The 22,154-nt window shown below is 57.9% G+C and carries 20 protein-coding genes; 19 read left to right on the forward strand and 1 reads right to left on the reverse strand.

Going from position 1 to position 22,154, the window contains the following annotated elements; translation table 11 throughout:
* Positions 1-16 precede the first annotated feature (16 nt).
* The 11 genes from ACXKZG_RS06225 to ACXKZG_RS06275 all read left to right on the forward strand — a co-directional run bounded on the left by ACXKZG_RS06225 (position 17) and on the right by ACXKZG_RS06275 (position 11,830).
* A complete protein-coding gene (locus ACXKZG_RS06225; RefSeq protein ID WP_206403785.1) occupies positions 17-1,558 on the forward strand; it encodes a xylose ABC transporter ATP-binding protein in 1,542 nt (513 codons plus the stop codon).
* Positions 1,536-2,714, forward strand: a complete 1,179-nt coding sequence (xylH, locus tag ACXKZG_RS06230; protein WP_013203311.1) for a xylose ABC transporter permease XylH — start codon at positions 1,536-1,538, stop codon at positions 2,712-2,714. Before ACXKZG_RS06225 ends, xylH begins: the two co-directional genes overlap by 23 nt.
* A gap of 133 nt (positions 2,715-2,847) precedes the next feature.
* On the forward strand, positions 2,848-4,026 hold the full coding sequence (xylR, locus tag ACXKZG_RS06235) for a D-xylose utilization transcriptional activator XylR (protein WP_013203310.1): 1,179 nt from the start codon (positions 2,848-2,850) through the stop codon (positions 4,024-4,026).
* A 162-nt stretch (positions 4,027-4,188) separates the two neighbouring features.
* Positions 4,189-5,205 (forward strand): sulfate ABC transporter substrate-binding protein, encoded by a 1,017-nt coding sequence (locus ACXKZG_RS06240; RefSeq protein WP_013203309.1) that lies wholly within the window; start codon positions 4,189-4,191, stop codon positions 5,203-5,205.
* Positions 5,205-6,038: a sulfate/thiosulfate ABC transporter permease CysT gene (cysT, locus tag ACXKZG_RS06245; protein WP_013203308.1), complete on the forward strand. Its 834-nt coding sequence runs from the start codon at positions 5,205-5,207 to the stop codon at positions 6,036-6,038. The genes ACXKZG_RS06240 and cysT overlap by 1 nt, the downstream gene beginning before the upstream one ends.
* Positions 6,038-6,913 carry a sulfate/thiosulfate ABC transporter permease CysW gene (gene cysW / locus ACXKZG_RS06250; protein ID WP_488875856.1) on the forward strand — a complete coding sequence of 292 codons (876 nt, stop codon included), beginning with the start codon at positions 6,038-6,040 and terminating at the stop codon, positions 6,911-6,913. The genes cysT and cysW overlap by 1 nt, the downstream gene beginning before the upstream one ends.
* Positions 6,903-7,991 carry a sulfate/thiosulfate ABC transporter ATP-binding protein CysA gene (gene cysA, locus ACXKZG_RS06255; RefSeq protein WP_013203306.1) on the forward strand — a complete coding sequence of 363 codons (1,089 nt, stop codon included), beginning with the start codon at positions 6,903-6,905 and terminating at the stop codon, positions 7,989-7,991. The genes cysW and cysA overlap by 11 nt, the downstream gene beginning before the upstream one ends.
* 80 nt (positions 7,992-8,071) lie before the next feature.
* Positions 8,072-8,950: a cysteine synthase CysM gene (gene cysM, locus ACXKZG_RS06260; protein ID WP_488875857.1), complete on the forward strand. Its 879-nt coding sequence runs from the start codon at positions 8,072-8,074 to the stop codon at positions 8,948-8,950.
* Between the two features lie 93 nt (positions 8,951-9,043).
* Positions 9,044-9,724: a response regulator transcription factor gene (locus ACXKZG_RS06265; protein WP_013203304.1), complete on the forward strand. Its 681-nt coding sequence runs from the start codon at positions 9,044-9,046 to the stop codon at positions 9,722-9,724.
* On the forward strand, positions 9,721-11,070 hold the full coding sequence (locus ACXKZG_RS06270; RefSeq protein WP_013203303.1) for an ATP-binding protein: 1,350 nt from the start codon (positions 9,721-9,723) through the stop codon (positions 11,068-11,070). Before ACXKZG_RS06265 ends, ACXKZG_RS06270 begins: the two co-directional genes overlap by 4 nt.
* A gap of 64 nt (positions 11,071-11,134) precedes the next feature.
* Complete coding sequence (locus ACXKZG_RS06275) at positions 11,135-11,830, forward strand: GntR family transcriptional regulator (RefSeq protein ID WP_105760908.1); 696 nt, start codon at positions 11,135-11,137, stop codon at positions 11,828-11,830.
* On the opposite strand, the gene ACXKZG_RS06280 is transcribed toward ACXKZG_RS06275, so the two are convergent.
* A complete protein-coding gene (locus ACXKZG_RS06280; protein WP_488875858.1) occupies positions 11,827-13,050 on the reverse strand; it encodes an amidohydrolase family protein in 1,224 nt (407 codons plus the stop codon). The genes ACXKZG_RS06275 and ACXKZG_RS06280 overlap by 4 nt on opposite strands.
* 148 nt (positions 13,051-13,198) lie before the next feature.
* Between ACXKZG_RS06280 and ACXKZG_RS06285 the strand changes: the two genes are divergently transcribed.
* From ACXKZG_RS06285 to ACXKZG_RS06320, 8 genes are all read left to right on the forward strand, one after another.
* On the forward strand, positions 13,199-13,600 hold the full coding sequence (locus tag ACXKZG_RS06285; protein WP_488876234.1) for a nuclear transport factor 2 family protein: 402 nt from the start codon (positions 13,199-13,201) through the stop codon (positions 13,598-13,600).
* Between the two features lie 259 nt (positions 13,601-13,859).
* Positions 13,860-15,434 (forward strand): ABC transporter substrate-binding protein, encoded by a 1,575-nt coding sequence (locus tag ACXKZG_RS06290; RefSeq protein WP_134822519.1) that lies wholly within the window; start codon positions 13,860-13,862, stop codon positions 15,432-15,434.
* A 23-nt stretch (positions 15,435-15,457) separates the two neighbouring features.
* Positions 15,458-16,423 carry an ABC transporter permease gene (locus ACXKZG_RS06295; RefSeq protein ID WP_488875859.1) on the forward strand — a complete coding sequence of 322 codons (966 nt, stop codon included), beginning with the start codon at positions 15,458-15,460 and terminating at the stop codon, positions 16,421-16,423.
* Between the two features lie 10 nt (positions 16,424-16,433).
* The gene (locus ACXKZG_RS06300; RefSeq protein ID WP_488875860.1) at positions 16,434-17,402 is read left to right on the forward strand and encodes an ABC transporter permease; all 969 of its coding nucleotides are present in this window, start codon (positions 16,434-16,436) and stop codon (positions 17,400-17,402) included.
* Between the two features lie 14 nt (positions 17,403-17,416).
* On the forward strand, positions 17,417-18,409 hold the full coding sequence (locus tag ACXKZG_RS06305) for an ABC transporter ATP-binding protein (protein WP_471721104.1): 993 nt from the start codon (positions 17,417-17,419) through the stop codon (positions 18,407-18,409).
* On the forward strand, positions 18,406-19,431 hold the full coding sequence (locus ACXKZG_RS06310; protein WP_488875861.1) for an ABC transporter ATP-binding protein: 1,026 nt from the start codon (positions 18,406-18,408) through the stop codon (positions 19,429-19,431). The genes ACXKZG_RS06305 and ACXKZG_RS06310 overlap by 4 nt, the downstream gene beginning before the upstream one ends.
* A complete protein-coding gene (locus ACXKZG_RS06315) occupies positions 19,428-20,618 on the forward strand; it encodes an amidohydrolase family protein (RefSeq protein ID WP_488875862.1) in 1,191 nt (396 codons plus the stop codon). Before ACXKZG_RS06310 ends, ACXKZG_RS06315 begins: the two co-directional genes overlap by 4 nt.
* Positions 20,606-22,108, forward strand: a complete 1,503-nt coding sequence (locus ACXKZG_RS06320; RefSeq protein WP_488875863.1) for an amidohydrolase family protein — start codon at positions 20,606-20,608, stop codon at positions 22,106-22,108. Before ACXKZG_RS06315 ends, ACXKZG_RS06320 begins: the two co-directional genes overlap by 13 nt.
* Positions 22,109-22,154 lie beyond the last annotated feature (46 nt).

The following is a 22,154-nucleotide window of genomic DNA, read 5'->3' on the forward strand; positions in this document are numbered from 1 at the left end:
ATAACGGGAGGACAGAATGGCTATTCTCTTAGAGATGAAAAATATCACCAAGCAATTCGGCGTGGTTAAAGCCGTCGATAATATCAGCCTGCAGCTTGAAGCAGGCCAGGTATTATCACTTTGTGGTGAGAATGGTTCAGGGAAATCAACGCTAATGAAAGTGCTGTGCGGAATATATCCGCACGGCAGTTATTCAGGTGAGATCTATTTTTCAGGCGATCTGATCACCGCGAAAACCATTCGGGAAACCGAACAAAAGGGCATCGCCATTATTCACCAGGAGCTGGCGCTGGTGAAACAAATGACCGTGCTGGAGAACATGTTTCTCGGCAGCGAGTGGGGCCGGTTTGGCCTGATGGATTACGAGTCGATGTATCTGCGCTGCCAGCGAATGCTGGCGCAGGTCAAGCTGAACATCGACCCCAATACCCGCGTGGGTGAGCTTGGCCTGGGCCAGCAACAGCTGGTGGAAATTGCCAAAGCGCTGAATAAGCAGGTGCGCCTGTTGGTACTGGATGAGCCAACCGCTTCGCTCACCGAAAGCGAAACCGCCACGTTGCTGGAGATCATCAGCGATCTGCGCGATCACGATATTGCCTGCATCTACATCTCGCACAAGCTGAACGAGGTGAAAGCCATCTCGGATTTAATCTGCGTGATACGGGACGGGCGGCATATCGCCACGCGCTCTGCCGCAGGCATGAACGAAGACGACATCATTGCGATGATGGTGGGGCGTGAGTTAACCGAGCTGTATCCCCAGGAGCCGCATCAGATTGGTGAGGTGGTACTGCAGGTGGACAACCTCACCGCGTGGCATCCGGTTAACCGCCATATTCGCCGCGTCGATGACGTTTCCTTTACCCTGCGGCGCGGCGAAATCCTCGGTGTCGCCGGGCTGGTGGGGTCGGGCCGTACCGAAACCATGCAGTGCCTGTTTGGCGTTTACGCTGGCCGCTGGCAAGGCAACATCGCGGTAAACGGGCGCCCGGTGACCATTCAGCACTGTCGCCATGCGATGGCGCAGGGCATTGCGATGGTGCCAGAAGATCGTAAACGTGACGGCATCGTGCCGGTGATGAGCGTGGGGGCAAATATCACTCTGGCGGCATTAGGCCAGTACAGCGGCCGCTTCTCGCTGCTGGATGAAGCCAAAGAACAGGCCACCATTCAGCATTCGCTGGCGCGGCTGAAGGTGAAAACCTCCTCGCCCTTACTGGCGATTGGGCGGCTCAGCGGTGGCAATCAGCAAAAAGCGATTCTGGCGCGCTGTCTGTTGCTGGACCCGCAAATCCTGATCCTCGATGAGCCCACGCGCGGCATCGATATCGGGGCGAAATATGAAATCTACAAATTGATTAACCAGCTGGTGCAGCAGGGCATCGCCGTAATTGTGGTGTCTTCTGAACTGCCCGAAGTGCTGGGGCTGAGCGACCGGGTGCTGGTGATGCATGAAGGGCGAATCAAAGCCGATCTGCCGAACCGCAACCTGACCCAGGAACAGATTATGGAAGCCGCGTTAAGGAGTGAAACTGATGTCGAAAAGCACGCAATCTGAAGTGAGTTTACCGCCAGTCACGCCACGCGGCCTGCGGTTGAAGTCGCTCAATCTGCAAGTCTTCGTGATGCTGGCCGCCATTGTGGTGATCATGCTGTTTTTTACCTTCACTACCGAAGGTGCCTACCTGAGCGCCCGTAATATCTCCAACCTGCTGCGCCAGACGGCGATCACCGGCATTCTGGCGGTGGGCATGGTGTTCGTGATTGTCTCTGCCGAAATCGATCTTTCGGTGGGCTCAATGATGGGATTGCTGGGCGGTGCGGCGGCGATCTTCGATGTCTGGCTGGGCTGGCCGCTGCCGCTGACCATTGTGGTGACGCTGCTGGCCGGGGTGTTGTTGGGCGCGTGGAATGGCTGGTGGGTGGCTTACCGCAAGGTTCCGTCATTTATCGTCACCCTTGCCGGCATGCTGGCGTTTCGCGGCGTGCTGATCGGTATCACTAACGGTACCACGGTGGCGCCGACCAGCGATGCGATGTCGCTGATGGGGCAAAGCTATCTGCCCGGCGGGCTGGGCTTTGGTATCGGGGCGGTGGGGCTGATGCTGTTTGTCGCCTGGCAGTGGCGACGTCGCGCCCGTCGGGCACAAATGGGACTGCCGGTGGCCAGTGCCAGCGGCGACGTCACGCGCCAAAGCATCATGGCGATTATCGTGCTGGGCGCGGTGTATCTGCTGAATGATTATCGCGGGGTGCCCACGCCGGTCTTGATCCTGACCGCGCTGATGCTGGCCGGAATGTTTATGGCCACCCGAACCGCCTTTGGCAGACGCATTTATGCTATTGGCGGCAACATCGATGCCGCGCGCCTGTCGGGCGTAAACGTTGAGCGCACCAAGATGGCGGTGTTCGCCATTAATGGGTTGATGGTGGCGATTGCCGGGCTGATCCTCAGCTCCCGACTGGGTGCCGGTTCACCTTCGGCCGGCAACATTGCCGAGCTGGATGCGATAGCGGCCTGCGTAATTGGCGGAACCAGCCTGGCGGGCGGCATCGGCAGCGTCGCCGGCGCGGTGATGGGGGCCTTTATTATGGCGTCGCTGGATAACGGCATGAGCATGCTGGACGTACCGACCTTCTGGCAGTACATCGTTAAAGGGGCGATTTTGCTGCTGGCGGTGTGGATGGATTCCGCCACCAAGCGTCGGGTATGAATCGCCTGGAATGCCGCCAGAATGTGCCGGCCCAGCGAAAGGCTTCGCGTTGCCTCACAAATCTGGCGGCATTTTCACTGCTCTGTTGATGGCTGTGCTATCCAGAGAGCAGCATGATTTCAGGGGAACCCGTATGTTCGGCAAACGTTTTCGCATTACCTTGCTGTTTAACGCCAATAAAGTCTATGACCGTCAGGTGGTGGAAGGCGTCGGCGAATATCTGCAGGCTTCACAGTGCGACTGGGACATCTTTATTGAGGAAGATTTCCGCTGCCGCATCGACAATATCCGCGACTGGCTGGGCGATGGGGTGATTGCGGATTTTGACGACGGTGAGATAGCCAGGCTGCTGCACAACGTTAAGGTGCCTATCGTTGGCGTGGGCGGATCGTATCTGCAAAAAGAAGATTACCCGCCGGTGCATTACATCGCCACGGATAACCATGCGTTGGTCGAAGCGGCCTTTATGCACCTGAAGGAAAAGGGCCTGAACCGCTTTGCCTTTTACGGCTTACCGCCGGAAGGCGGCAAGCGCTGGGCGCAGGAGCGGGAACAGGCCTTCCGCAATCTGGTTTCGGCCGAGCAGTATCAGGGCGTGGTGTATCAGGGAATGGAAACCGCGCCGGAGAACTGGCAATACGCGCAAAACCGGCTGGCGGACTGGGTGCAAACCCTGCCGCAGCAGACCGGAATTATTGCGGTCACCGATGCCCGCGCCCGTCATCTGCTGCAGGTGTGTGAGCATCTGGACATTGCCGTGCCGGAAAAACTCAGCGTGATTGGCATCGATAATGAAGAGCTGACGCGTTATTTATCGCGCGTGGCGCTCTCTTCGGTGGCACAGGGCACGCGGCAAATGGGCTACCGTGCGGCAAAACTGCTGCATCAGTTGTTGAACGAGCGGGAAATGCCGCTGCAACGCATTCTGGTGCCGCCGGTAAAGGTGGTGGAACGGCGCTCGACCGACTTCCGTTCGCTGCGCGACCCGGCGGTGATCCAGGCGATGCATTATATTCGCCATCACGCCTGCAAAGGGATTAAGGTGGAGCAGGTGCTGGAATCGGTCGGCATGTCGCGATCGAACCTGGAGAAGCGCTTCAAGGATGAGACCGGCCAGACCATCCACAATATGATCCACGGCGAGAAGCTGGAGAGGGCGCGCAACCTGTTAATTTCCAGCTCGCTGTCAATCAACGAGATCTCACAGATGTGCGGCTATCCTTCCTTACAGTACTTCTATTCGGTATTCCGCAAAGATTACGATATGACGCCGAAAGAGCACCGCGATAAGTACGGTGAGGTGCTGTGCTGATCGTCTGCTTTCCCATCCCCTGCATAAACAATTCCATTCGCTTATAGCGTTTTAAACTTCCAAATCACCAAACGGTATATGAAATCGTTACTGCTTTTAGTGTGGTTATAAATAAACTGAGGATACTTCAGGGCGCGAGCCGACTGTTTCCCAGGGTGCATAATGACGTTACCGACGGTTAAAAAAATAATGAGCAGTGCCGCTTTCTCGTTGCTGTTAGCCGGGTCCGCTCAGGCTACCGAGCTGTTGAACAGCTCCTACGACGTCTCGCGCGAGCTGTTTGTCGCCCTGAATGCGCCTTTTGAAAAACAGTGGGCCGAGCAAAATAACGGTGACAAGCTGACTATCAGACAGTCACACGCCGGCTCATCCAAGCAGGCGCTGGCCATTTTGCAGGGCCTGAAAGCCGATGTGGTGACCTACAACCAGGTGACTGACGTGCAGATTTTGCACGATCGCGGCAATCTGATCCCGGCCGACTGGCAAAAACGTTTCCCCAATAACAGCTCACCGTTCTATTCGACCATGGCGTTCCTCGTGCGCAAGGGCAACCCCAAGAACATCCACAGTTGGGATGATCTGGTGAAAACTGATGTGAAGCTGGTGTTCCCCAATCCAAAAACGTCAGGCAACGGGCGTTACACCTACCTGGCTGCCTGGGGTGCCGCCGATAAAGCGGACGGTAAAGATCGGGCTAAAACCGAGCAGTTTATGACTCAGTTCCTGAAAAACGTCGAGGTCTTTGATACCGGCGGTCGCGGTGCCACCACCACCTTTGTTGAGCGTGGGCAGGGCGATGTGCTGATCAGCTTCGAGTCCGAAGTGAACAATATCCGCAACCAGTACGCCAAAGATGGCTACGAAGTGGTGGTGCCGAAAACCAATATCCTGGCGGAGTTCCCGGTGACCTGGGTCGATAAAAACGTCGATGCCAATAACACTGGCAAAGCCGCTAAAGCCTACCTGGGCTATCTCTACACGCCAGCGGCGCAGAAAATTATCACGCAGTATTACTACCGCGTGAACAATCCTGAGCTGATGGCGCAGCAGAAAGAGCGTTTCCCGGCGGTTGACCTTTTCCGCGTGGAAGAGGCCTTCGGCAGCTGGGACCAGGTAATGAAAACCCAGTTCGCCAGCGGTGGTGAGCTGGACAAATTGTTAGCCGCAGGACATCAGTAATGTTTGCCACTAAAAGTAAGCGCGTGCTGCCAGGCTTTGGTATCAGCCTCGGTAGCAGCCTGTTCTTCACCTGCCTGATCCTGCTGTTGCCGATCAGCGCACTGCTGATGCAGCTGTCGCAAATGACGCTGTCTCAGTATTGGGAAGTCGTGACCAACCCACAGGTGATGGCCGCCTACAAAGTTACCCTGATTTCAGCCGGCGTGGCCTCGCTGTTCAATGCCGTGTTCGGCATGCTGATGGCGTGGATCCTTACCCGCTACCGTTTTCCTGGCCGCACGCTGCTGGATGGCTTAATGGATCTGCCGTTTGCTTTACCGACGGCGGTGGCGGGCTTGACGCTGGCGGGCCTGTTCTCGGTCAACGGCTGGTATGGTCAATGGCTGGCGCAGTTCGACATTAAAGTGTCTTACACCTGGCTGGGCATTGCCGTCGCCATGGCGTTTACCAGCATTCCGTTTGTGGTGCGTACCGTTCAGCCGGTGCTTGAAGAACTGGGCCCGGAATACGAAGAAGCGGCCGAAACGCTGGGCGCCACGCCGTGGCAGAGCTTCCGTCGCGTGGTGCTGCCTGAAGTGGCGCCGGCATTGTTGGCCGGCACCGCCTTGTCCTTTACCCGCAGCCTGGGCGAGTTTGGTGCGGTGATCTTTATTGCCGGCAACATTGCCTGGAAAACCGAAGTGACCTCGCTGATGATTTTCGTCCGTTTGCAGGAGTTTGATTATCCTGCCGCCAGCGCCATTGCGTCAGTGATCCTCGCGGCATCGCTGCTGCTACTGTTCGCGATTAACACCTTACAGAGCCGCTTTGGCCGTCGTATTGGAGGTCATTAATGGCCGATATCACCGAATTGAAAGGGGCCAGCCGCAGCCGCATCAACTGGGGTAAATGGATCCTGATTGCGCTGGGCATGCTGATCTCCTTTGGGCTGCTGGTGGTGCCGATGGTGGCGATTTTTACCAGCGCCTTCTCCAACGGCCTTATGGCGTCGTTCAGCAACCTGAAAGATGGCGACATGCTGCACTCAATCTGGCTGACCGTCCTGATGGCGCTGATTACCGTGCCGGTCAATCTGGTGTTCGGGACGCTGCTGGCCTGGCTGGTTACGCGCTTTGATTTCCCCGGCCGCCAGCTGCTGCTGACCCTGTTTGATATTCCTTTTGCCGTGTCGCCGGTGGTGGCGGGGCTGATGTATCTGCTGTTCTGGGGCGTCAACGGCCCGGCAGGCGGCTGGCTGGACGCGCACAATATCCAGCTGATGTTCTCCTGGCCGGGGATGGCGATGGTGACCATCTTTGTGACCTGTCCGTTTGTAGTCCGTGAGCTGGTGCCGGTGATGTTGAGTCAGGGCAGCAATGAAGATGAAGCGGCGGTGTTGTTAGGCGCGTCAGGCTGGAAAATGTTCTGGCGGGTGACCCTGCCCAATATCCGCTGGGCGCTGTTGTACGGTCTGGTACTGACCAATGCCCGTGTGATTGGCGAGTTCGGTGCGGTCTCGGTGGTATCGGGCTCGATTCGCGGCGAGACCTACACGCTGCCATTACAAGTTGAATTACTGCATCAGGATTACAACACCGTCGGGGCCTTTACGGCGGCCGGGCTGTTAACCCTGATGGCGATAGTCACACTGTTTCTGAAGAGCGCGCTGCAATGGCGTTTAGAACACCAGAACAAGCGTTTGCAACAGGAGGGGAACCATGAGCATTGATATCAGCAAAATTAACAAATCTTTCGGCCGTACTAAGGTCCTGAACGATATTTCACTGGATATCCCTTCCGGTCAGATGGTGGCATTGCTTGGGCCTTCTGGCTCAGGGAAAACCACGCTGCTGCGCATTATTGCCGGGCTGGAAAGCCAGAACAGCGGCCGTCTGAGCTTTAATGGCAAAGACGTCACCCAGCTGCACGCGCGCGACCGCCAGGTGGGCTTTGTGTTCCAGCATTACGCCTTATTCCGCCATATGACGGTGTTCGATAACATCGCCTTCGGCCTGACCGTGCTGCCACGCCGCGAACGTCCTTCTGCGGCGGTGATTAAGCAGAAAGTCACCAAGCTGCTGGAGATGGTGCAGTTAAGCCATCTGGCTACGCGCTTCCCGGCACAGCTTTCGGGCGGTCAGAAACAGCGTGTGGCGCTGGCGCGTGCGCTGGCGGTTGAACCGCAGATCCTGCTGCTTGATGAGCCGTTCGGTGCGCTGGATGCCCAGGTACGTAAAGAGCTGCGCCGCTGGTTGCGTCAGCTGCATGAAGAATTGAAGTTCACCAGCGTGTTCGTGACCCACGACCAGGAAGAAGCGATGGAAGTGGCCGATCGCGTGGTGGTGATGAGCCAGGGCAACATTGAACAGGTCGGCACACCGGACGACGTCTGGCGCGATCCGGCTACCCGGTTTGTGCTGGAGTTCCTCGGTGAAGTGAACCGCTTTGAAGCCGAAGTGCATGGTTCCCAGTTCCACGTTGGCGCGCATCACTGGCCGTTGGGCTATACGCCCGCGCATCAGGGCCGCGTCGAGCTGTTCCTGCGTCCGTGGGAAATCGACGTCAGCCGCCACAGCAGCCTGGAAACGCCGTTACCGGTGCAGGTGCTGGAAGTCAGCCCGCGCGGTCACTACTGGCAGCTGGTTGCGCAGCCAGCCGGCTGGGGACTGGATCCGATTACGCTGGTGGTGGAAGGCACGCAGACTGCGCCGGTTCGCGGCGAGCAGCTGTTTGTAGGCCTGCAACAGGCTCGCCTGTACAAAGGTGAAACGCCGTTGCGACAGGTTGCCTTTGCGCAAAGTGCCTGATATTTTCTAGTCGAACAGGGTCAGGTCTTCCTGACCCTTTTTTTTTGCCAGCTTTTCTGGCTCCTTCCAGGAATCGCACAGTGACCACACTAGAAAATACCATCGGCAACACGCCACTGATCAAGCTTCAGCGCATGACGCCCGCCAACGGCAGCGAAATCTGGCTGAAGCTGGAAGGCAATAATCCCGCAGGTTCGGTAAAGGATCGTGCCGCTTTCTCGATGATCGATCGGGCCGAGTGTCGCGGTGAGATCCAGCCGGGCGACGTGCTGATCGAGGCCACCAGTGGCAACACCGGGATCGCGCTGGCGATGATCGCCGCGATGAAAGGCTATGCGCTGAAGCTGTTGATGCCTGAGAACATGAGCGTGGAGCGCCAGATGGCGATGCAGGCTTACGGTGCCGAGCTGATTCTGGTCAGCAAAACTCTCGGGATGGAAGGCGCACGCGATCTGGCGAAGGAGATGGAAGCCAGAGGCGAGGGCAAGGTCCTCGATCAGTTCAACAACCCGGACAATCCGCTGGGACATTACACCACCACCGCACCGGAAATCTGGCAGCAGTCTGCCGGACGATTAACCCATTTTGTCTCCAGCATGGGCACCACCGGCACCATTACCGGCGTGGGTCGCTATCTGAAAGAGCAGAGCGACAGCGTGCAAATCATCGGTTTGCAGCCCGCTGAAGGCAGCAGCATTCCCGGTATCCGTCGCTGGCCCGAGGCCTATTTGCCGGGCATTTATCGCCCGGAGCTGGTAGATCGGGTGATCGATATGGCGCAGGCCGAAGCTGAGCAAACCATGCGTTTGCTGGCCCGCCGTGAAGGCATTTTCTGCGGCGTCAGTTCCGGCGGTGCGGTTGCCGGCGCACTGCGCATTGCGGAGGAGCAGCCGGGCAGTATCGTGGTGGCGATAGTTTGCGATCGCGGCGACCGTTATCTCTCTACCGGCGTTTACTAATTCCTGCTGATACACTGTAAGGATTAGGTAAAACCGGCTGCTATTAAGTCACCGACAGGTGAATATAGCGGCTGACTCACTGAGAGATGCTGTATGAAAATTTTACTGGTCGACGACGACCTCGAGCTGGGCACCATGCTCAGCCAGTACCTGATTGCTGAAGGCTTCGACGCTTCGCTGGTGTTAACCGGCAAAGCGGGCGTGGAAGGCGCACTGTCTGGCGAGTACAACGCGATGATCCTCGACATTATGCTGCCCGATATGAGCGGTATTGATGTGCTGCGCCAGGTCCGGCAGAACTGCCGCCTGCCGGTGATCATGCTGACCGCCAAAGGCGACAACATTGACCGGGTGATTGGCCTGGAAATGGGTGCCGATGACTACGTGCCGAAACCTTGCTATCCGCGCGAGCTGGTCGCCCGACTGCGCGCCGTACTGCGCCGCGTTGAAGAGCAGCCGGTGGTTGTCGAAAGCAAAGAGCTGGCAACCTGGGGCGATCTGACGCTGAATCCGGCCACGCGCATCAGCGAATGGAAAAAACAGGCGTTTGATTTAACGGCCTCGGAGTTCAACTTGCTCGATCTGCTGCTGCGTTCTCCTGACCGCGTGGTCTCCAAGGACGAGCTGTCTGAAAAAGGCCTTGGACGCCCGCGCGAAGCCTATGACCGCAGCGTCGACGTGCATATCAGCAACATCCGCCAGAAGCTGGCCGCCTTAACTAACGAGACGATCAACATCGAAACCGTGCGCAGCATTGGCTACCGTATCCGATGAAAGCAGGGTTTCGCGGGCTGTTGTTCTGGAAAATTTTGCTGGGCTTCTGGCTGACCTTTTTGATCATGAGCCAGTTTCTGTGGCTGAGCTTTTCCTTTTACGGCAAGCACCATGAGCCGCCGGAAAGCCTCGCGGCCCGGCGCATCGTCAATCTGCAGATGACCTCGGCGGTGTCAGTCCTGCAGCGCGGCGGCATGGACGCGCTGAATGATATGATGGCCGACTGGTCTGACAGCGACCGCCGTTTCTTCTCGGTGCAGGTGATGCAAAAGCCGCCGCAGGAAATTCCGCGCGGCGATTTGAATCGTGACCTTCGTCCGGGTGAGTTTCCTAAAGAAGTGATTGAGTGGGTAACCGGTGCCGACGGCCAGCAGTATCAGCTGCGCTACGATGTGCAGGGCCTGCGCGAAGACAGCCATATGGGCGGCCCGCGCCGCAGCTTCCTCAATATCCCCGAGCCGATGCTATTTTTGGCCGGCGGCGGCGGTTTACTCTTCAGCCTGATACTGGCATGGAACCTGACCCGACCGATGCGCCAGCTGCGCGCCGGGTTTGACCGCGTCTCCAAAGGCGATCTTTCGGTACGCCTGTTCCCGGTAATGCGACGTCGTTACGATGAGCTGTCGGTGGTGGCGCAGGATTTCGATGCAATGGTTGAGCGCCTTTCGGTGCTGGTGAAGGCGCGCGAAGAGCTGCTGCATGATGTCTCCCATGAATTACGCTCACCGCTGGCACGTTTGCAGCTCGCAACCGGACTGGCCCGCCAGACGCCGGAATCCGTTGGCCAGTCGCTGGATCGCATCGATGAAGAGGCGCGTCGTCTGGATAAGATGATTGGCGAACTGTTGACCCTCTCGCGGGCTGAACATGAAGCCATGCCCGACGAGCAGTACTTTGATTTACTGGGCCTGCTGGAAGCGGTGGCAAACGATGCCCGCTATGAAGCGCAAATCCCCGGCGTGGAAATCCTGCTGTTTGCCGACAAGAGCGGCGACTACACCGTTAAAGGGGATGCCAAGCTGATCCGATCGGCGGTGGAAAACGTGGTGCGTAACGCGCTTCGCTACTCATTGCAGGGACAACGGGTGGTGATCAATCTGCGTCAGGAGCAGGGCTGGCTGAATATCAGCGTGATCGATCAGGGGCCGGGCGTGGATGCCGATAAGCTCTCCAGCATCTTCGATCCCTTTGTGCGGGTGAATTCGCCGCTGTCGGGAAAAGGCTACGGACTGGGGCTGTCGATCGTCCGCAAAGTGCTGCTGGCCCATCAGGGCGAGGTCAGCGCAGTCAACGGCAAGAACGGCGGACTGGAACTTACGTTACGTTTGCCACACTGGGTGGTTTAAGTGTGCCGCACGGTGCTATGATTGTCGGCTTAAATCGTTAGCAATCACGTTCATGAGGTAAGGGATGAGTAAAGTTGCGACCAGCAAGCAACAGGAAGTCCAGCGGATCGTTGAAGCGTTGTCCATTGCCATCGCTCAGCATCGTCTAAAGCCGGGAACGCGACTGGTGGAAGCGCAAATTGTGGACGTGCTGGATGCCAATCGCAACCACGTTCAGTCGGCCCTGCAACGCATGGCGCTGCAGCATATCGTCACCATTGAGCCCAACCGTGGCGCGATGGTCGCGCAGCCAGAAGCCCGTGAAGCCCGCGAAATTTTCACCGCCCGCCGCGCCATCGAAAGTGCCATCATTGCCTGCATCACGCCTGAAAATATGGCTGCCCATCTGGCTGAGCTGGAAGCCCAGCAGCTGGCGGAAATGAATGCCACTAAGCTTGATGACCGCCGGGAAATTGTTCGCGAACTGAGCCAGTTTCATCTGCTGTTAGGCAAAGTCAGTGGCAATCAGGTGCTCAGTGAAATTCTCGCCAACCTGATGGTGCGCAGCTCGCTGATTGTGGCGCTTTACCAGCGTAACGATATTCCTTCCTGCCAGTGCGACGAGCACAGCGCAATTGTCAGCTCGCTGAAAGAGGGCGATCTGGCCCGTGCGCAGGCGATTATGATTGCCCATCTTAATGAGCTGGAGCAGCAGCTGGATCTGAATGACACCTCGCCAGATTCCCTGAGCCTGCGCCAGGCGCTGACGCTCTCTTCCTAGTCTCTGAGTAACTGCGCGGCCGGGCGATGAAAGGTTTGTCGCCCGCGCTTAAAGCCCATCAGCGGCACCGCAATTTCCCTCACGACCTCACACGCCTGCGCGCTGGCAAACACCACAAAATCAGCCTGACATCCCGGCGTTAAGCCATAGTTTTTTAGCCGCAACATTTTCGCCGACTGGCTGGAGATCCACGCCAGGCAGCGCAGCATTTCTGCTGACGTGGCCAGCTGCGTGACGTTGGCAAACAGGTTTGCCTGACGCACCAGCGACGCATCACCATACGGCGTGAACGGGTTGCCAATGTTGTTGCTGGAGAGTGAGCAGGTCACGCCGCAGCGATCGAGCGTGGCCAGCGGCGCAACGCCACGCGGCTTCAGCTGAAACTGGTCACGGCCAGTGAGAAACAGGTCGGTGGCAGGCAGGGCGGTGATCTGCACGCCCGCTTTCGCCAGCCGGTGTGCCAGCGCGATCAGCTGCGGTTCAGTCAGGGCTGCCAGACGTGTCGCATGGCCCAGCGTGACCCGGCCCGCCATCTGCCAGCGTTCGGTGGCGGCAATCACATAGTCCATGTTGCTGCTGTCGGCCTGCAGATCGAAGTCCAGATGGAAATCGAGATCCACATGCCAGCGAGCGGCCAGCGCAAACAGGCGGTCAATCTGCCCGCAGGGATCGCTGTCGGTATACGGGCAGCCGCCGAGCAGATCGGCACCTGAAGCCAGCGCGTCCTCCAGCAACGCCTCGGTGCCCGGATTGTTCAGCAAGCCTTCCTGCGGGAAAACGCACAGGCTGAGATCGATCGCCCACGCATAATCCGCTTTCAGCCGTTTGATCGCCTTAAACCCGGTGAGCCCAATCTGCGGATCGATTTCGATATGCGTGCGGATCCAGCTGGTGCCCTGCAAAATGGCCTGCTCCAGCACTTTCGCCCCGCGTTGATAGACATCCTCTTCGCTAAAGGTGGCTTTCGCCAGCCGGGTTTGTTCGATGGCTTCGCCGAGCGTGCCCTTGTGCAGCTGGCAGCGGGACAAAATACAGGCTTTATCCAGATGAAGATGGGTTTCCACCAGCCCCGGCAGCACCAGATTGCCGCCTAAATCGACGGTGGAACAGCCGGGGATTGCTTCCTCAGGCGAGGAGATAAAGCGGCCGTCTTGCACCCACAAGGTTTGAAGCCGGTCGCTGTCGGCCAGGCGGGCATGAATAAACTGAACAGCACTCATGGTGAATCCTTAATTGCTAGCAATATAATAATTATCTCTAGCAATTTAGATGCCATTTTGTTATTCCTCACCCCATCCGGGCTGACCAGCGCCGGTATGGCGCTGACGGAATCCCCTGATGCCTGTTCAAGTAAAACTGGAGAAAACCATGACTAACGATTGTTCAGCGGTTGATCTCGTCAAAGACTTTTTGGCGGCATCAATGGCACCGGACCCGGTGCTGGCGGCCACCTATATGACCAATGATGTAAAAATCACCTTCACCGGACGGCGCGAAATGCCCGATCCGCAGGCGATCACGGCATTTAACGGTGCCCGCTATAAATGGGTAAAAAAACAGTTGGGGCAGTTCGACTGGATGGATCGGGGCGATCATGTTGTGGTCTATGCGACCGGCACGCTGTATGGCCAGTGGCCCGATGGCCGCGAGTTTGCCGGCAATCGCTACGTCGACCGTTACGAAGTGCGTGAAGGTAAAATCACCCATATGGACGTGCTGAACGACAGCGCTGAATGGATCCTGACGCCAGAAATCGGCCGCACGGCCTGATCCCCGCAGGAGCGGATCGCTTCCGCTCCTGCCGCTTTGCACCAATACGGTGTGTTTTCCTGCTTTTTTTGTTCCATTTTTGGGCAACTCAACCCGCAATGCTTTTTCTCCCCTCCGCCTAATCTCCCGTGTTATCAGCTTATTTTTTCTTTTCTGAGATCTGGCACAGTTAATGCTAGCAATGATTGCTAGCAATTAAAGGGTTTGTTGCTATTTGTTTAAGGTGCCTCTTCTTTCACTGTTACCTCCAGGCGGAAAAATGAAAAAAGTCATGGTTACACTGTTGTTGGGTCTGATTGCTTCTCCGTGGGCAAAGGCTGAAAACGTCGTACGTTGGGCCGTTGCCGCAGATATTCCCACGCTGGACCCTTACGCCTATGCCTCTACCACGGCGTTGACCTTCCAGAACCATATCTATGAGGCGTTATTGCAGCGCGATAACGAACTGAAGCTGCAGCCGACGCTGGCGACAGGCTGGGAATATGTTAACGACACCACGCTGCGCTTTACCCTGCGTCAGGGCGTTAAGTTCCAGAACGGTGATGACTTTGATTCGGCCGATGTGGTGGCGTCCATTGCGCGCGTCACCGATCCGGCTTCCGGCATCCGTGCCAACGCCTCCACCATCAAAGATGCGGTGGCCGTCGACAAGTACACCGTCGATATTCATCTGAAAGAGAAAAGCGGTATCGCGCTGAATGAACTGAGCGGCGTGATGATGATGGACAAGGAGTGGATGGCACAGCATAACGCGCTGTCCCCGACCAGCATGAGCCAGGGAACCGAAGGCTTCGCCACCAATAACACCAACGGCACCGGACCCTTTATGCTGCAAAGTCGCCAGCGTGAAGCGCAGATGGTGCTGGTGCGTAACCCCAACTGGTGGAACAAGGCGCATTCGCAAACCAACATTGACCGCATTATTTTCAAACCGATCACCGCCGACGCCACGCGTCTCTCCGGCATTCTGGCGGGCGAATACGATTTGGTGACCAGCGTGCCGTTGCAGGATATCGCCCGGCTGAATCAGGATCGGACGCTGCAAACCCTGATCAGTCCCTCGCTGCGCGTCGACTTCCTCACCTTTAACCTGCGCGACACCCTGAATGCCGGCAACGTCGACGGCAAAAACCCGCTGAAAGATCTGCGCGTGCGGCAGGCCCTGATGATGGCGGTGAACCGCGAGGCCATCGTGCAAAAAATCATGCGCAAAATGACCAGCGTCGCCAATACCTATCTGGCACCGGCCATTCCTGGCTATGACGCGGCCAGCGCCATCACGCTGGACTACAACCCGGAAAAAGCCAAAGCGTTGCTGGCCGAAGCGGGTTACGGCAAAGGCTTTTCACTGGCATTTGACTGCCCGGAAGGGATGTATATGAACGCGCCGCAGTGGTGCCAGGCGGTGCAGAGCTACTGGGCAAAAATCGGCGTCAAAACCACGCTGACAATGCATACCAACAGCGTTTACAACCAGATCACCGATAACGGCAAAACCGATATTGGCGTGCTGGGCTGGGCGAACCTGCCGATTATGGATGCCTACAGCATTTCCGTGCAGCTGCTGCATACCAATGACGGCAGCGGCTACGGCATGTTCAACGTGCCGCGCTACTCGAATCCCGCCGTCGATAAGCTGATCGAGCAGTCTATCCCGGAGCTGGACAGCGCGAAACGAACCGAAATGCTGCGTCAGGAGATCAACCTGGCGCAGGCAGACCTGCCGTTTATGCCGATGCATTTCGAGCCGGTGGTGTGGGTGGCGAAGAAAAATATCGCCATCAAGCAGAGCCCGGACAACGTGGTGCGCCTGTGGTACAGCAGCGTTAAGTAACCCTCTGAACGGACAGATGACCTATGCCTCTCTTTCTGATTAAGAAGTTGATTCAGGCGCTGTGTCTGATGGTGGTGGTGGCGTTTATCGCCTTCTCGATGTTCCAGTATCTGGGCGATCCGGTGAATAACATGCTGCCGGAAAGCGCCACCCAGGCGGAACGGATGCAGCTGAGAAATTCGTTAGGATTGAGCGATCCGATGCTGACGCAGTTTCTGCACTTTATGCAGCGCATCCTGCACGGCGATTTCGGCATCTCCTATTACAACCAGGTCGATGTGTTCCATCTGATTATGGAACGCCTGCCCGCCACGCTGGAGCTGGTGTTTGTGGCGGTGGTGCTGTCGCTGATGGTGGGATTTCCGTTGGGCGTCTGGTCGGCTATCAGCAAGAACCGGGTGATGCCCGGCCTGATCCAGGGCCTGTCGTTAATCGGCATCTCGTTACCCAGCTTTCTGACCGGCATCCTGCTGATCATCATCTTCTCGGTGTGGCTGGGCTGGTTCCCTTCCAGCGGGCGCGGTGACACGGTGCATCTGGGCTTCTGGAGTACCGGCCTGTTAAGCCTGAGCGGCTGGCGCTCGGTGATCCTGCCGGCGGTTTCGCTGTCGCTGTTTATGATCACCCTGATTATCCGCCTGGTAAGAACGCAGATGCTGGAGGTGATGGGCACCGATTACATCAAGTTCGCCCGGGCGCGAGGGCTGAAGTCCCGCAGCATCTGGTTCCACCATGCGCTGCGTAATGCGCTGCTGCCGGTGGTGACCATTATCGGCCTGCAAATCGGCGGGCTGATCGCCTTCGCCATCGTCACCGAAACCGTGTTCCAGTGGCCCGGCATGGGTCTGCTGTTTATTCAGGCGATTAACTATGTCGATATCCCGGTGATTTCGGCCTATCTGATTTTTATCGCACTGATTTTTATCGTTATTAATACCACGGTCGATCTGCTCTATTTCCTGATCGATCCACGAATGAAAAAACAGTGAGGGCGGAATAATGAAAATGCCACAAAACCCGGCCGTAGCCGCGCCCAGCGGGAGCCTGACCCGGTTACGTCAGCGCCTTTCGGCCTGGCGGGACAGTGATTTTCTCTGGCTGTTCTGGCGCTCAAAACCGGTGGTGCTGGCCTTTATCTGGACGCTGGTGCTGCTGCTGGCGGCGTTGTTCAGCCACTGGCTGGCACCGCACGCGATTTTTGACAGTTCCAGCTTCGATCTGATGGATTCAGAACTGCCGCCGGCCTGGCTGGAGGCCGGCGATCCGCGCTTCTGGCTGGGAACGGATGTGCAGGGCCGGGATGTGCTCTCCTTAATTCTTTACGGCTTAAGCATCTCCTTAACGGTTGGGGTGATCAGCGTGGGCTGCTCGCTGGTGGTGGGCACGCTGCTCGGGGTGATCAGCGGATATCTCGGCGGCTGGGTGGACACGCTGATCATGCGGCTTGCCGACGCGATGTTAAGTATTCCCACCATCATGTTTTCACTGTTGATCAGCGGCGTGGCGCGAGGGCTGGTGCCGAAAGAGATGTACGGTGCGGTGGCGATGCCGGTGATTGTGCTGGCGATTACCCTGACCGGCTGGATGCAGTATGCCCGCACCATCAGAAGTCTGACGCTGCTGGAGAAGCAGAAAGAGTATGTCCAGGCGTCCCGCATCAGCGGTGGCGGCACCCTGCATATCATGTTTGCCCATATCCTGCCGAACGTCATCAGCCCGCTGTCGGTGCTGGCGACCCTGCATCTTGGGATGGCGATCCTCACTGAAGCCACGCTCTCGTTCCTCGGCGTCGGCATGCCGCCGGATCAACCTTCGCTGGGCACGCTGATCAACGAAGGCAATCAGTTTTTATTCTCGGGTCAGTGGTGGGTGGTGTTATTCCCGGCGCTGGTGTTGGTGACGCTGTCGCTGGCGTTTAACGTGCTGGGCGACTGGCTGCGCGATGTGCTTAACCCGCGTCTGCGCTAAGTGAGAAAAGAATGATGAATCCTGACGCGATTGAAATTGAACCGTTGCTGGAAGTGAAGCAACTTTCGGTGGAGTTCCTGCACCGTAAAGGCGATGTGCAGGCGCTGCATGAGGTCAGCTTCTCGCTGAAGCCGGGGGAAATCCTCGGCATCGTTGGCGAATCCGGTGCGGGGAAATCGCTTACCGGCGCGGCGATCAGCGGATTGCTGACCCTGCCAGGCCGCATCAGCGGTGGCGAGATCCGCTTTAATCACCAACGCATTGATAACCTGAAAGAGGAACCCCGCCGCAAGCTGCGTGGCAAAGCGATTGGTTGCATCTTCCAGGATCCGCTGACCAGCCTGAACCCGGTGTTGACCATCGGCGACCAGCTGACCGAAACCATTGCCACCCATCTCAAGCTCTCCGCGTCGGCCTGTCGCCAGCGGGCGATTGATTTGATGACCGAAGTCGGCATCAGCAGCCCGGAAATGCGTATGGACCAGTACCCGCATCAGCTTTCGGGTGGGTTACGTCAGCGCATCGTTATCGCGCTGGCGCTGTGCGTCGATCCGCAGCTGGTGATCGCCGATGAACCGACCACGGCGCTGGATGTGTCGGTGCAGGCGCAGGTGCTGGCGCTGCTGCGGCGGTTATGCAAACAGCACCAAACCGCCGTGATGCTGATTACCCATGATATGGGCGTGATCGCCGAAATTTGCGATCGGGTAGCGGTGATGTACGCCGGCAGACTGGTAGAGATTGGGCCGGTTGCCGACGTCATTCACCATCCCCGTCATCCCTATACCCAGGGGTTGATGGCGTCTATTCCGTCGATGCATCAACGTCAGGAATTCCTCACCCAGATTGAAGGCGCGATGCCGCGTCTGACGCAACTGCCGTCGGGCTGTACCTTCCATCCGCGCTGCACGCACTGTACGGCACACTGTCGTCAACAGGAGCCCGCCTTGCTGACTGTCGGCTCATCAAGCGTCGCCTGTCTTAACCTGCCTGGGAGTTCGCTATGAAACCCGTTGCGTCTCCACGCGTGGTGCTGTCGGTCAAGGATCTGCATATCAGTTTTCGGGTCGGGCAGCGCAGCCTGTTCAGCAAAGGTAAGCCGCCGCGGCTGCAGGCAGTGCGCGGTATCAGCTTCGATATTCGTCAGGGCGAAACCTTCAGCCTGGTTGGCGAATCCGGCTGCGGTAAATCGACGGTGGCGCGCGCGCTGGCCGGGCTTTATCAGCCGGAAGCGGGCGAGATCGCTTTTGCCGGGCAAACGTTAGATCCCCTGGCGGCACCTTCTGCCAGCGGCATTCAGATGATTTTTCAGGATCCCTACGCCAGCCTGAATCCCCGCTGGCGAATCGAGCGGATTATTGCCGAGCCTCTATGCCTGCAAAAGCGGGTAGGGCACTACCGTCAGGCGCGGCAGCAATGTATTGCTCTGCTGGAGCAGGTGGGGCTGACGGCGGCTGATATGGAGAAATATCCGCACCAGTTTTCAGGCGGGCAGCGGCAGCGAATTTCTATCGCCCGGGCGCTGGCAACCCAGCCACGATTTTTGATCTGTGATGAGCCCACCTCGGCGCTGGATGTGTCGGTGCAGGCACAGGTGCTGAACCTGATGCGCAAGCTTCAGCGCGAGCTGGGGCTGACCTACTTTTTTATCAGCCATAATATGTCGGTGATTTCGCACTTCTCCGATCGCGTGGGCGTGATGTATCTGGGGCGCATCGTTGAGACCGGCACCGTCGAGGAGATTTTCAGTCATCCGACGCACCCTTATACCCGCCTGCTGATGGCCGCCATCCCTAATCTTGAGGGCAACACCCGCGAACGCAGCGCATTAACCGGCGAGGTTCCCAGCCCCTTAAATCCGCCTTCCGGCTGTGCCTTCCACCCGCGTTGTCCGCACGCCACGGCAATATGCCGCAGTGAAGCGCCCGTTATCCACTCCCGCTCGGCCAGCCATCAGGTGGAATGCCATTTCCCCGAGCTGGCGTTACAGCCTCAGCAATCCCTTATCACAGGAGCAGCAACCTTATGACCTTATTGATTAAGCAGGCGACGGCATTTGACCATCATCAACCCGAAGACTGGCTGCTGGAGCAGGGTAAAATCGTGGCCAGAGCCGCGACGTTGCCCGCACCGACCGCTGACTGTACGGTGATTGATGGCCGCGGCTTCCAGCTCTTCCCAGGTCTGGTGGATGGGCACGCGCACATTGATAAAAGCGTCTGGGGACGCGACTGGTATCACAACGATGTGCCGCGGGATCTGACGGCGATTATCGCCAACGAACGGGACTATCGCCGCAATCAGCAGCCGGATATTCAGCTGCAATCGGAGCGGATAGTCCGTGAGTGCATCAGCCACGGCACCGCGTTTATCCGTAGCCATATCGACATCGATAACGAATGCGGGCTGAATAACCTTGCTGGCGTGCTGGCTACCAAAGAAACGCTGCGCGGGCAGGTGGATATTGAAACCGTCGCCTTCCCGCAGAGCGGGATTTTGCGCAGTCCGGGAACGGAAGCACTGCTGGAAAAAGCGCTGCAGATGGGGGCCGATCTGATTGGCGGACTGGATCCCTGCTCGTATGAAAAGGATCCGGTTAAACACCTCGATATCATTTTCCGCCTGGCGACGAAATATGGCAAAGGCGTGGACATTCACCTGCATGAGCTGGGTGAACTGGGGGCGTTCAGCACCGAGCTGATCATCAACCGCACGCGGGAATACGGTTTAGCTGGCAAAGTGACCATCAGTCACGCCTTCTGCCTCGGCATGGTCGATGCCGACGCGCAGAAACGCTTTGCCGACCAGCTTGCGGAGCTGGACATCGCCATCGCCACCACCGCACCCCCTAACGTCGCCGTTCCGCCTTTCGATCTGCTGCGTGCCGCAGGCGTGCGGGTCTGCGCCGGGAATGACGGCGTGCGCGATACCTGGAACCCCTATGGCAACGGCGATATGTTGCAGCGCGCGATGCTGATGGGCTTACGCTACCGCTGGCGCAAGGACAGTGAAATCCTCAAGGCTGCGCGAACCGTTACCGAAGGCGGCGCGGAGGTGATGCGGCTGGAAAATTACGGTCTGAACGTTGGCTGTCGGGCGGATATGGTGCTGGTGCCGGCCCGCGCAATGGCGGAAGCGATCGCCTGCCCGCCGTCGGGACGCACCGTGATCAAACAGGGCGTGGTGATTGCCCGCAACGGGGAGTGCCTGTTTTGACCGATATCCCGCAGAAAGTCAGCCGCATCCGGGCGCGCTGGGTGGTTGGCTATGAAAACGGCGATCATCAGCTTTTTCAGGATGGCGAAGTGGTCTGGCAGGGCGCGCAGATACTTTTTGTCGGCCATGGTTATCCGGGCCAGGTTGATGATGAGATTGAGGCCGGAAATGCGCTGGTGGGGCCCGGTTTTATCGACCTGGACGCGCTGGGCGATGTCGATACCACCGTGCTGGGATTTGATAACCAGCCCGGCTGGCGTAAGGGCCGGGTTGTCGCCGCCGACTGGGTCCGGCGCGACCTGTACAGCCGGGACCAGCTCGACTTCAGTAAACGCTATGCTTACAGCCAGCTGTTACGCAACGGCATTACCACCGCACTTCCCATCACCTCAATCCTCTATCGCGAGTGGGCAGAAACCTTTGATGAATACTGCTACGCCGCTGACGTGGCGGAATCGCTGGGCATCCGCGCTTATCTTGGTCCGGCCTTTATGGCTGGCTACCACGTAGTGGAAGCCGACGGTAGCATTACTCTGCGGCTGGATGAAGCCAAAGGTCTGCACGGACTTGAGCAGGCGGTGGCGTTTGTCGACCGGCTGTCGGCGCGGAACTGCGCAACGGTTAAAGGTATGCTGGCACCGGATCGAATTGAAGGTGGCACGCCCGCGCTGTTTAACGGTCTCTCACAGGCTGTTAACGCGCTGCGCTGTCCGACACGCCTGCACTGTTGCCAAAGCCAGCTGGAGGTCAATGAGGTGGCTTCCCGCTTTGCGGGCAAGAGCTCGCTGGAAGTGCTGGAGGATTTCTCGCTGCTCAATCGCCACATGCTGTTACCGCATGGGCAGTTTTTAGGTGGTCCTCAGCCTGACAGCGTGAAGATCTCCGCAGACATCGCGCGGCTGGCGGCGTCGCAGGCCACGCTGATTTCCTGCCCGCTGGTGTCAGGGCGGCACGGTAAATATCTCGAATCCTTCGACGAGCTGCGTGAGAAGGGCGTAAACCTTGCGCTTGGCACCGATACCTTCCCGCCCGATATGATCAGCAATATGCATCTCGGCACCATTCTGAGCCGCGTGGTGGCGTCGGACAGCGCTGCAGCCAGCGCGGCCGAATATTACCGCATGGCAACGCTGGGCGGTGCCAAAGCCCTTGGCAGAGAGGATTTAGGGCGACTGGCTGCGGGCGCGCAGGCGGATATTGTGCTGTTCGATCTGGATGAACCGGCGATGGGGCAGGTTTTTGATCCGATCACCGCGTTGGTGATTAACGGCAACGGCCGCGATGTGCAGGGCGTGATTGTGGCAGGAGAGAAGGTGTTGTGGGACCGACAGCTGGTTAAGCCGGGTTTTGATCTCGATCGGCTGCATCACCAGGCGGGCATTCAGCTGACGGAGTTGCAACAAACCTATCCGGAGCGAAGCTGGCAGCATCCTGAGGTCAGCGAGATATTTCGCTCTTCGTTCCCCATCCGACGCGGCAAACAGCCATAAAAAAAGCCCCCTGACTGCTCAGGGGGCTCTGTTTCAGACGCAAAAC

It is taken from the genome of Erwinia sp. 2186, assembly GCF_057812255.1.

Excerpts from the sequence above, each read along its gene's own strand:
- ACXKZG_RS06225 (WP_206403785.1), top strand. The coding sequence starts at position 17 with ATGGCTATTCTCTTAGAGATGAAAAATATCACCAAGCAATTCGGCGTG.
- xylH (WP_013203311.1), top strand. The coding sequence starts at position 1,536 with ATGTCGAAAAGCACGCAATCTGAAGTGAGTTTACCGCCAGTCACGCCA.
- xylR (WP_013203310.1), top strand. The coding sequence starts at position 2,848 with ATGTTCGGCAAACGTTTTCGCATTACCTTGCTGTTTAACGCCAATAAA.
- ACXKZG_RS06240 (WP_013203309.1), top strand. The coding sequence starts at position 4,189 with ATGACGTTACCGACGGTTAAAAAAATAATGAGCAGTGCCGCTTTCTCG.
- cysT (WP_013203308.1), top strand. The coding sequence starts at position 5,205 with ATGTTTGCCACTAAAAGTAAGCGCGTGCTGCCAGGCTTTGGTATCAGC.
- cysW (WP_488875856.1), top strand. The coding sequence starts at position 6,038 with ATGGCCGATATCACCGAATTGAAAGGGGCCAGCCGCAGCCGCATCAAC.
- cysA (WP_013203306.1), top strand. The coding sequence starts at position 6,903 with ATGAGCATTGATATCAGCAAAATTAACAAATCTTTCGGCCGTACTAAG.
- ACXKZG_RS06265 (WP_013203304.1), top strand. The coding sequence starts at position 9,044 with ATGAAAATTTTACTGGTCGACGACGACCTCGAGCTGGGCACCATGCTC.
- ACXKZG_RS06270 (WP_013203303.1), top strand. The coding sequence starts at position 9,721 with ATGAAAGCAGGGTTTCGCGGGCTGTTGTTCTGGAAAATTTTGCTGGGC.
- ACXKZG_RS06275 (WP_105760908.1), top strand. The coding sequence starts at position 11,135 with ATGAGTAAAGTTGCGACCAGCAAGCAACAGGAAGTCCAGCGGATCGTT.
- ACXKZG_RS06280 (WP_488875858.1), bottom strand. The coding sequence starts at position 13,050 with ATGAGTGCTGTTCAGTTTATTCATGCCCGCCTGGCCGACAGCGACCGG.
- ACXKZG_RS06285 (WP_488876234.1), top strand. The coding sequence starts at position 13,199 with ATGACTAACGATTGTTCAGCGGTTGATCTCGTCAAAGACTTTTTGGCG.
- ACXKZG_RS06290 (WP_134822519.1), top strand. The coding sequence starts at position 13,860 with ATGAAAAAAGTCATGGTTACACTGTTGTTGGGTCTGATTGCTTCTCCG.
- ACXKZG_RS06295 (WP_488875859.1), top strand. The coding sequence starts at position 15,458 with ATGCCTCTCTTTCTGATTAAGAAGTTGATTCAGGCGCTGTGTCTGATG.
- ACXKZG_RS06300 (WP_488875860.1), top strand. The coding sequence starts at position 16,434 with ATGAAAATGCCACAAAACCCGGCCGTAGCCGCGCCCAGCGGGAGCCTG.
- ACXKZG_RS06305 (WP_471721104.1), top strand. The coding sequence starts at position 17,417 with ATGAATCCTGACGCGATTGAAATTGAACCGTTGCTGGAAGTGAAGCAA.
- ACXKZG_RS06310 (WP_488875861.1), top strand. The coding sequence starts at position 18,406 with ATGAAACCCGTTGCGTCTCCACGCGTGGTGCTGTCGGTCAAGGATCTG.
- ACXKZG_RS06315 (WP_488875862.1), top strand. The coding sequence starts at position 19,428 with ATGACCTTATTGATTAAGCAGGCGACGGCATTTGACCATCATCAACCC.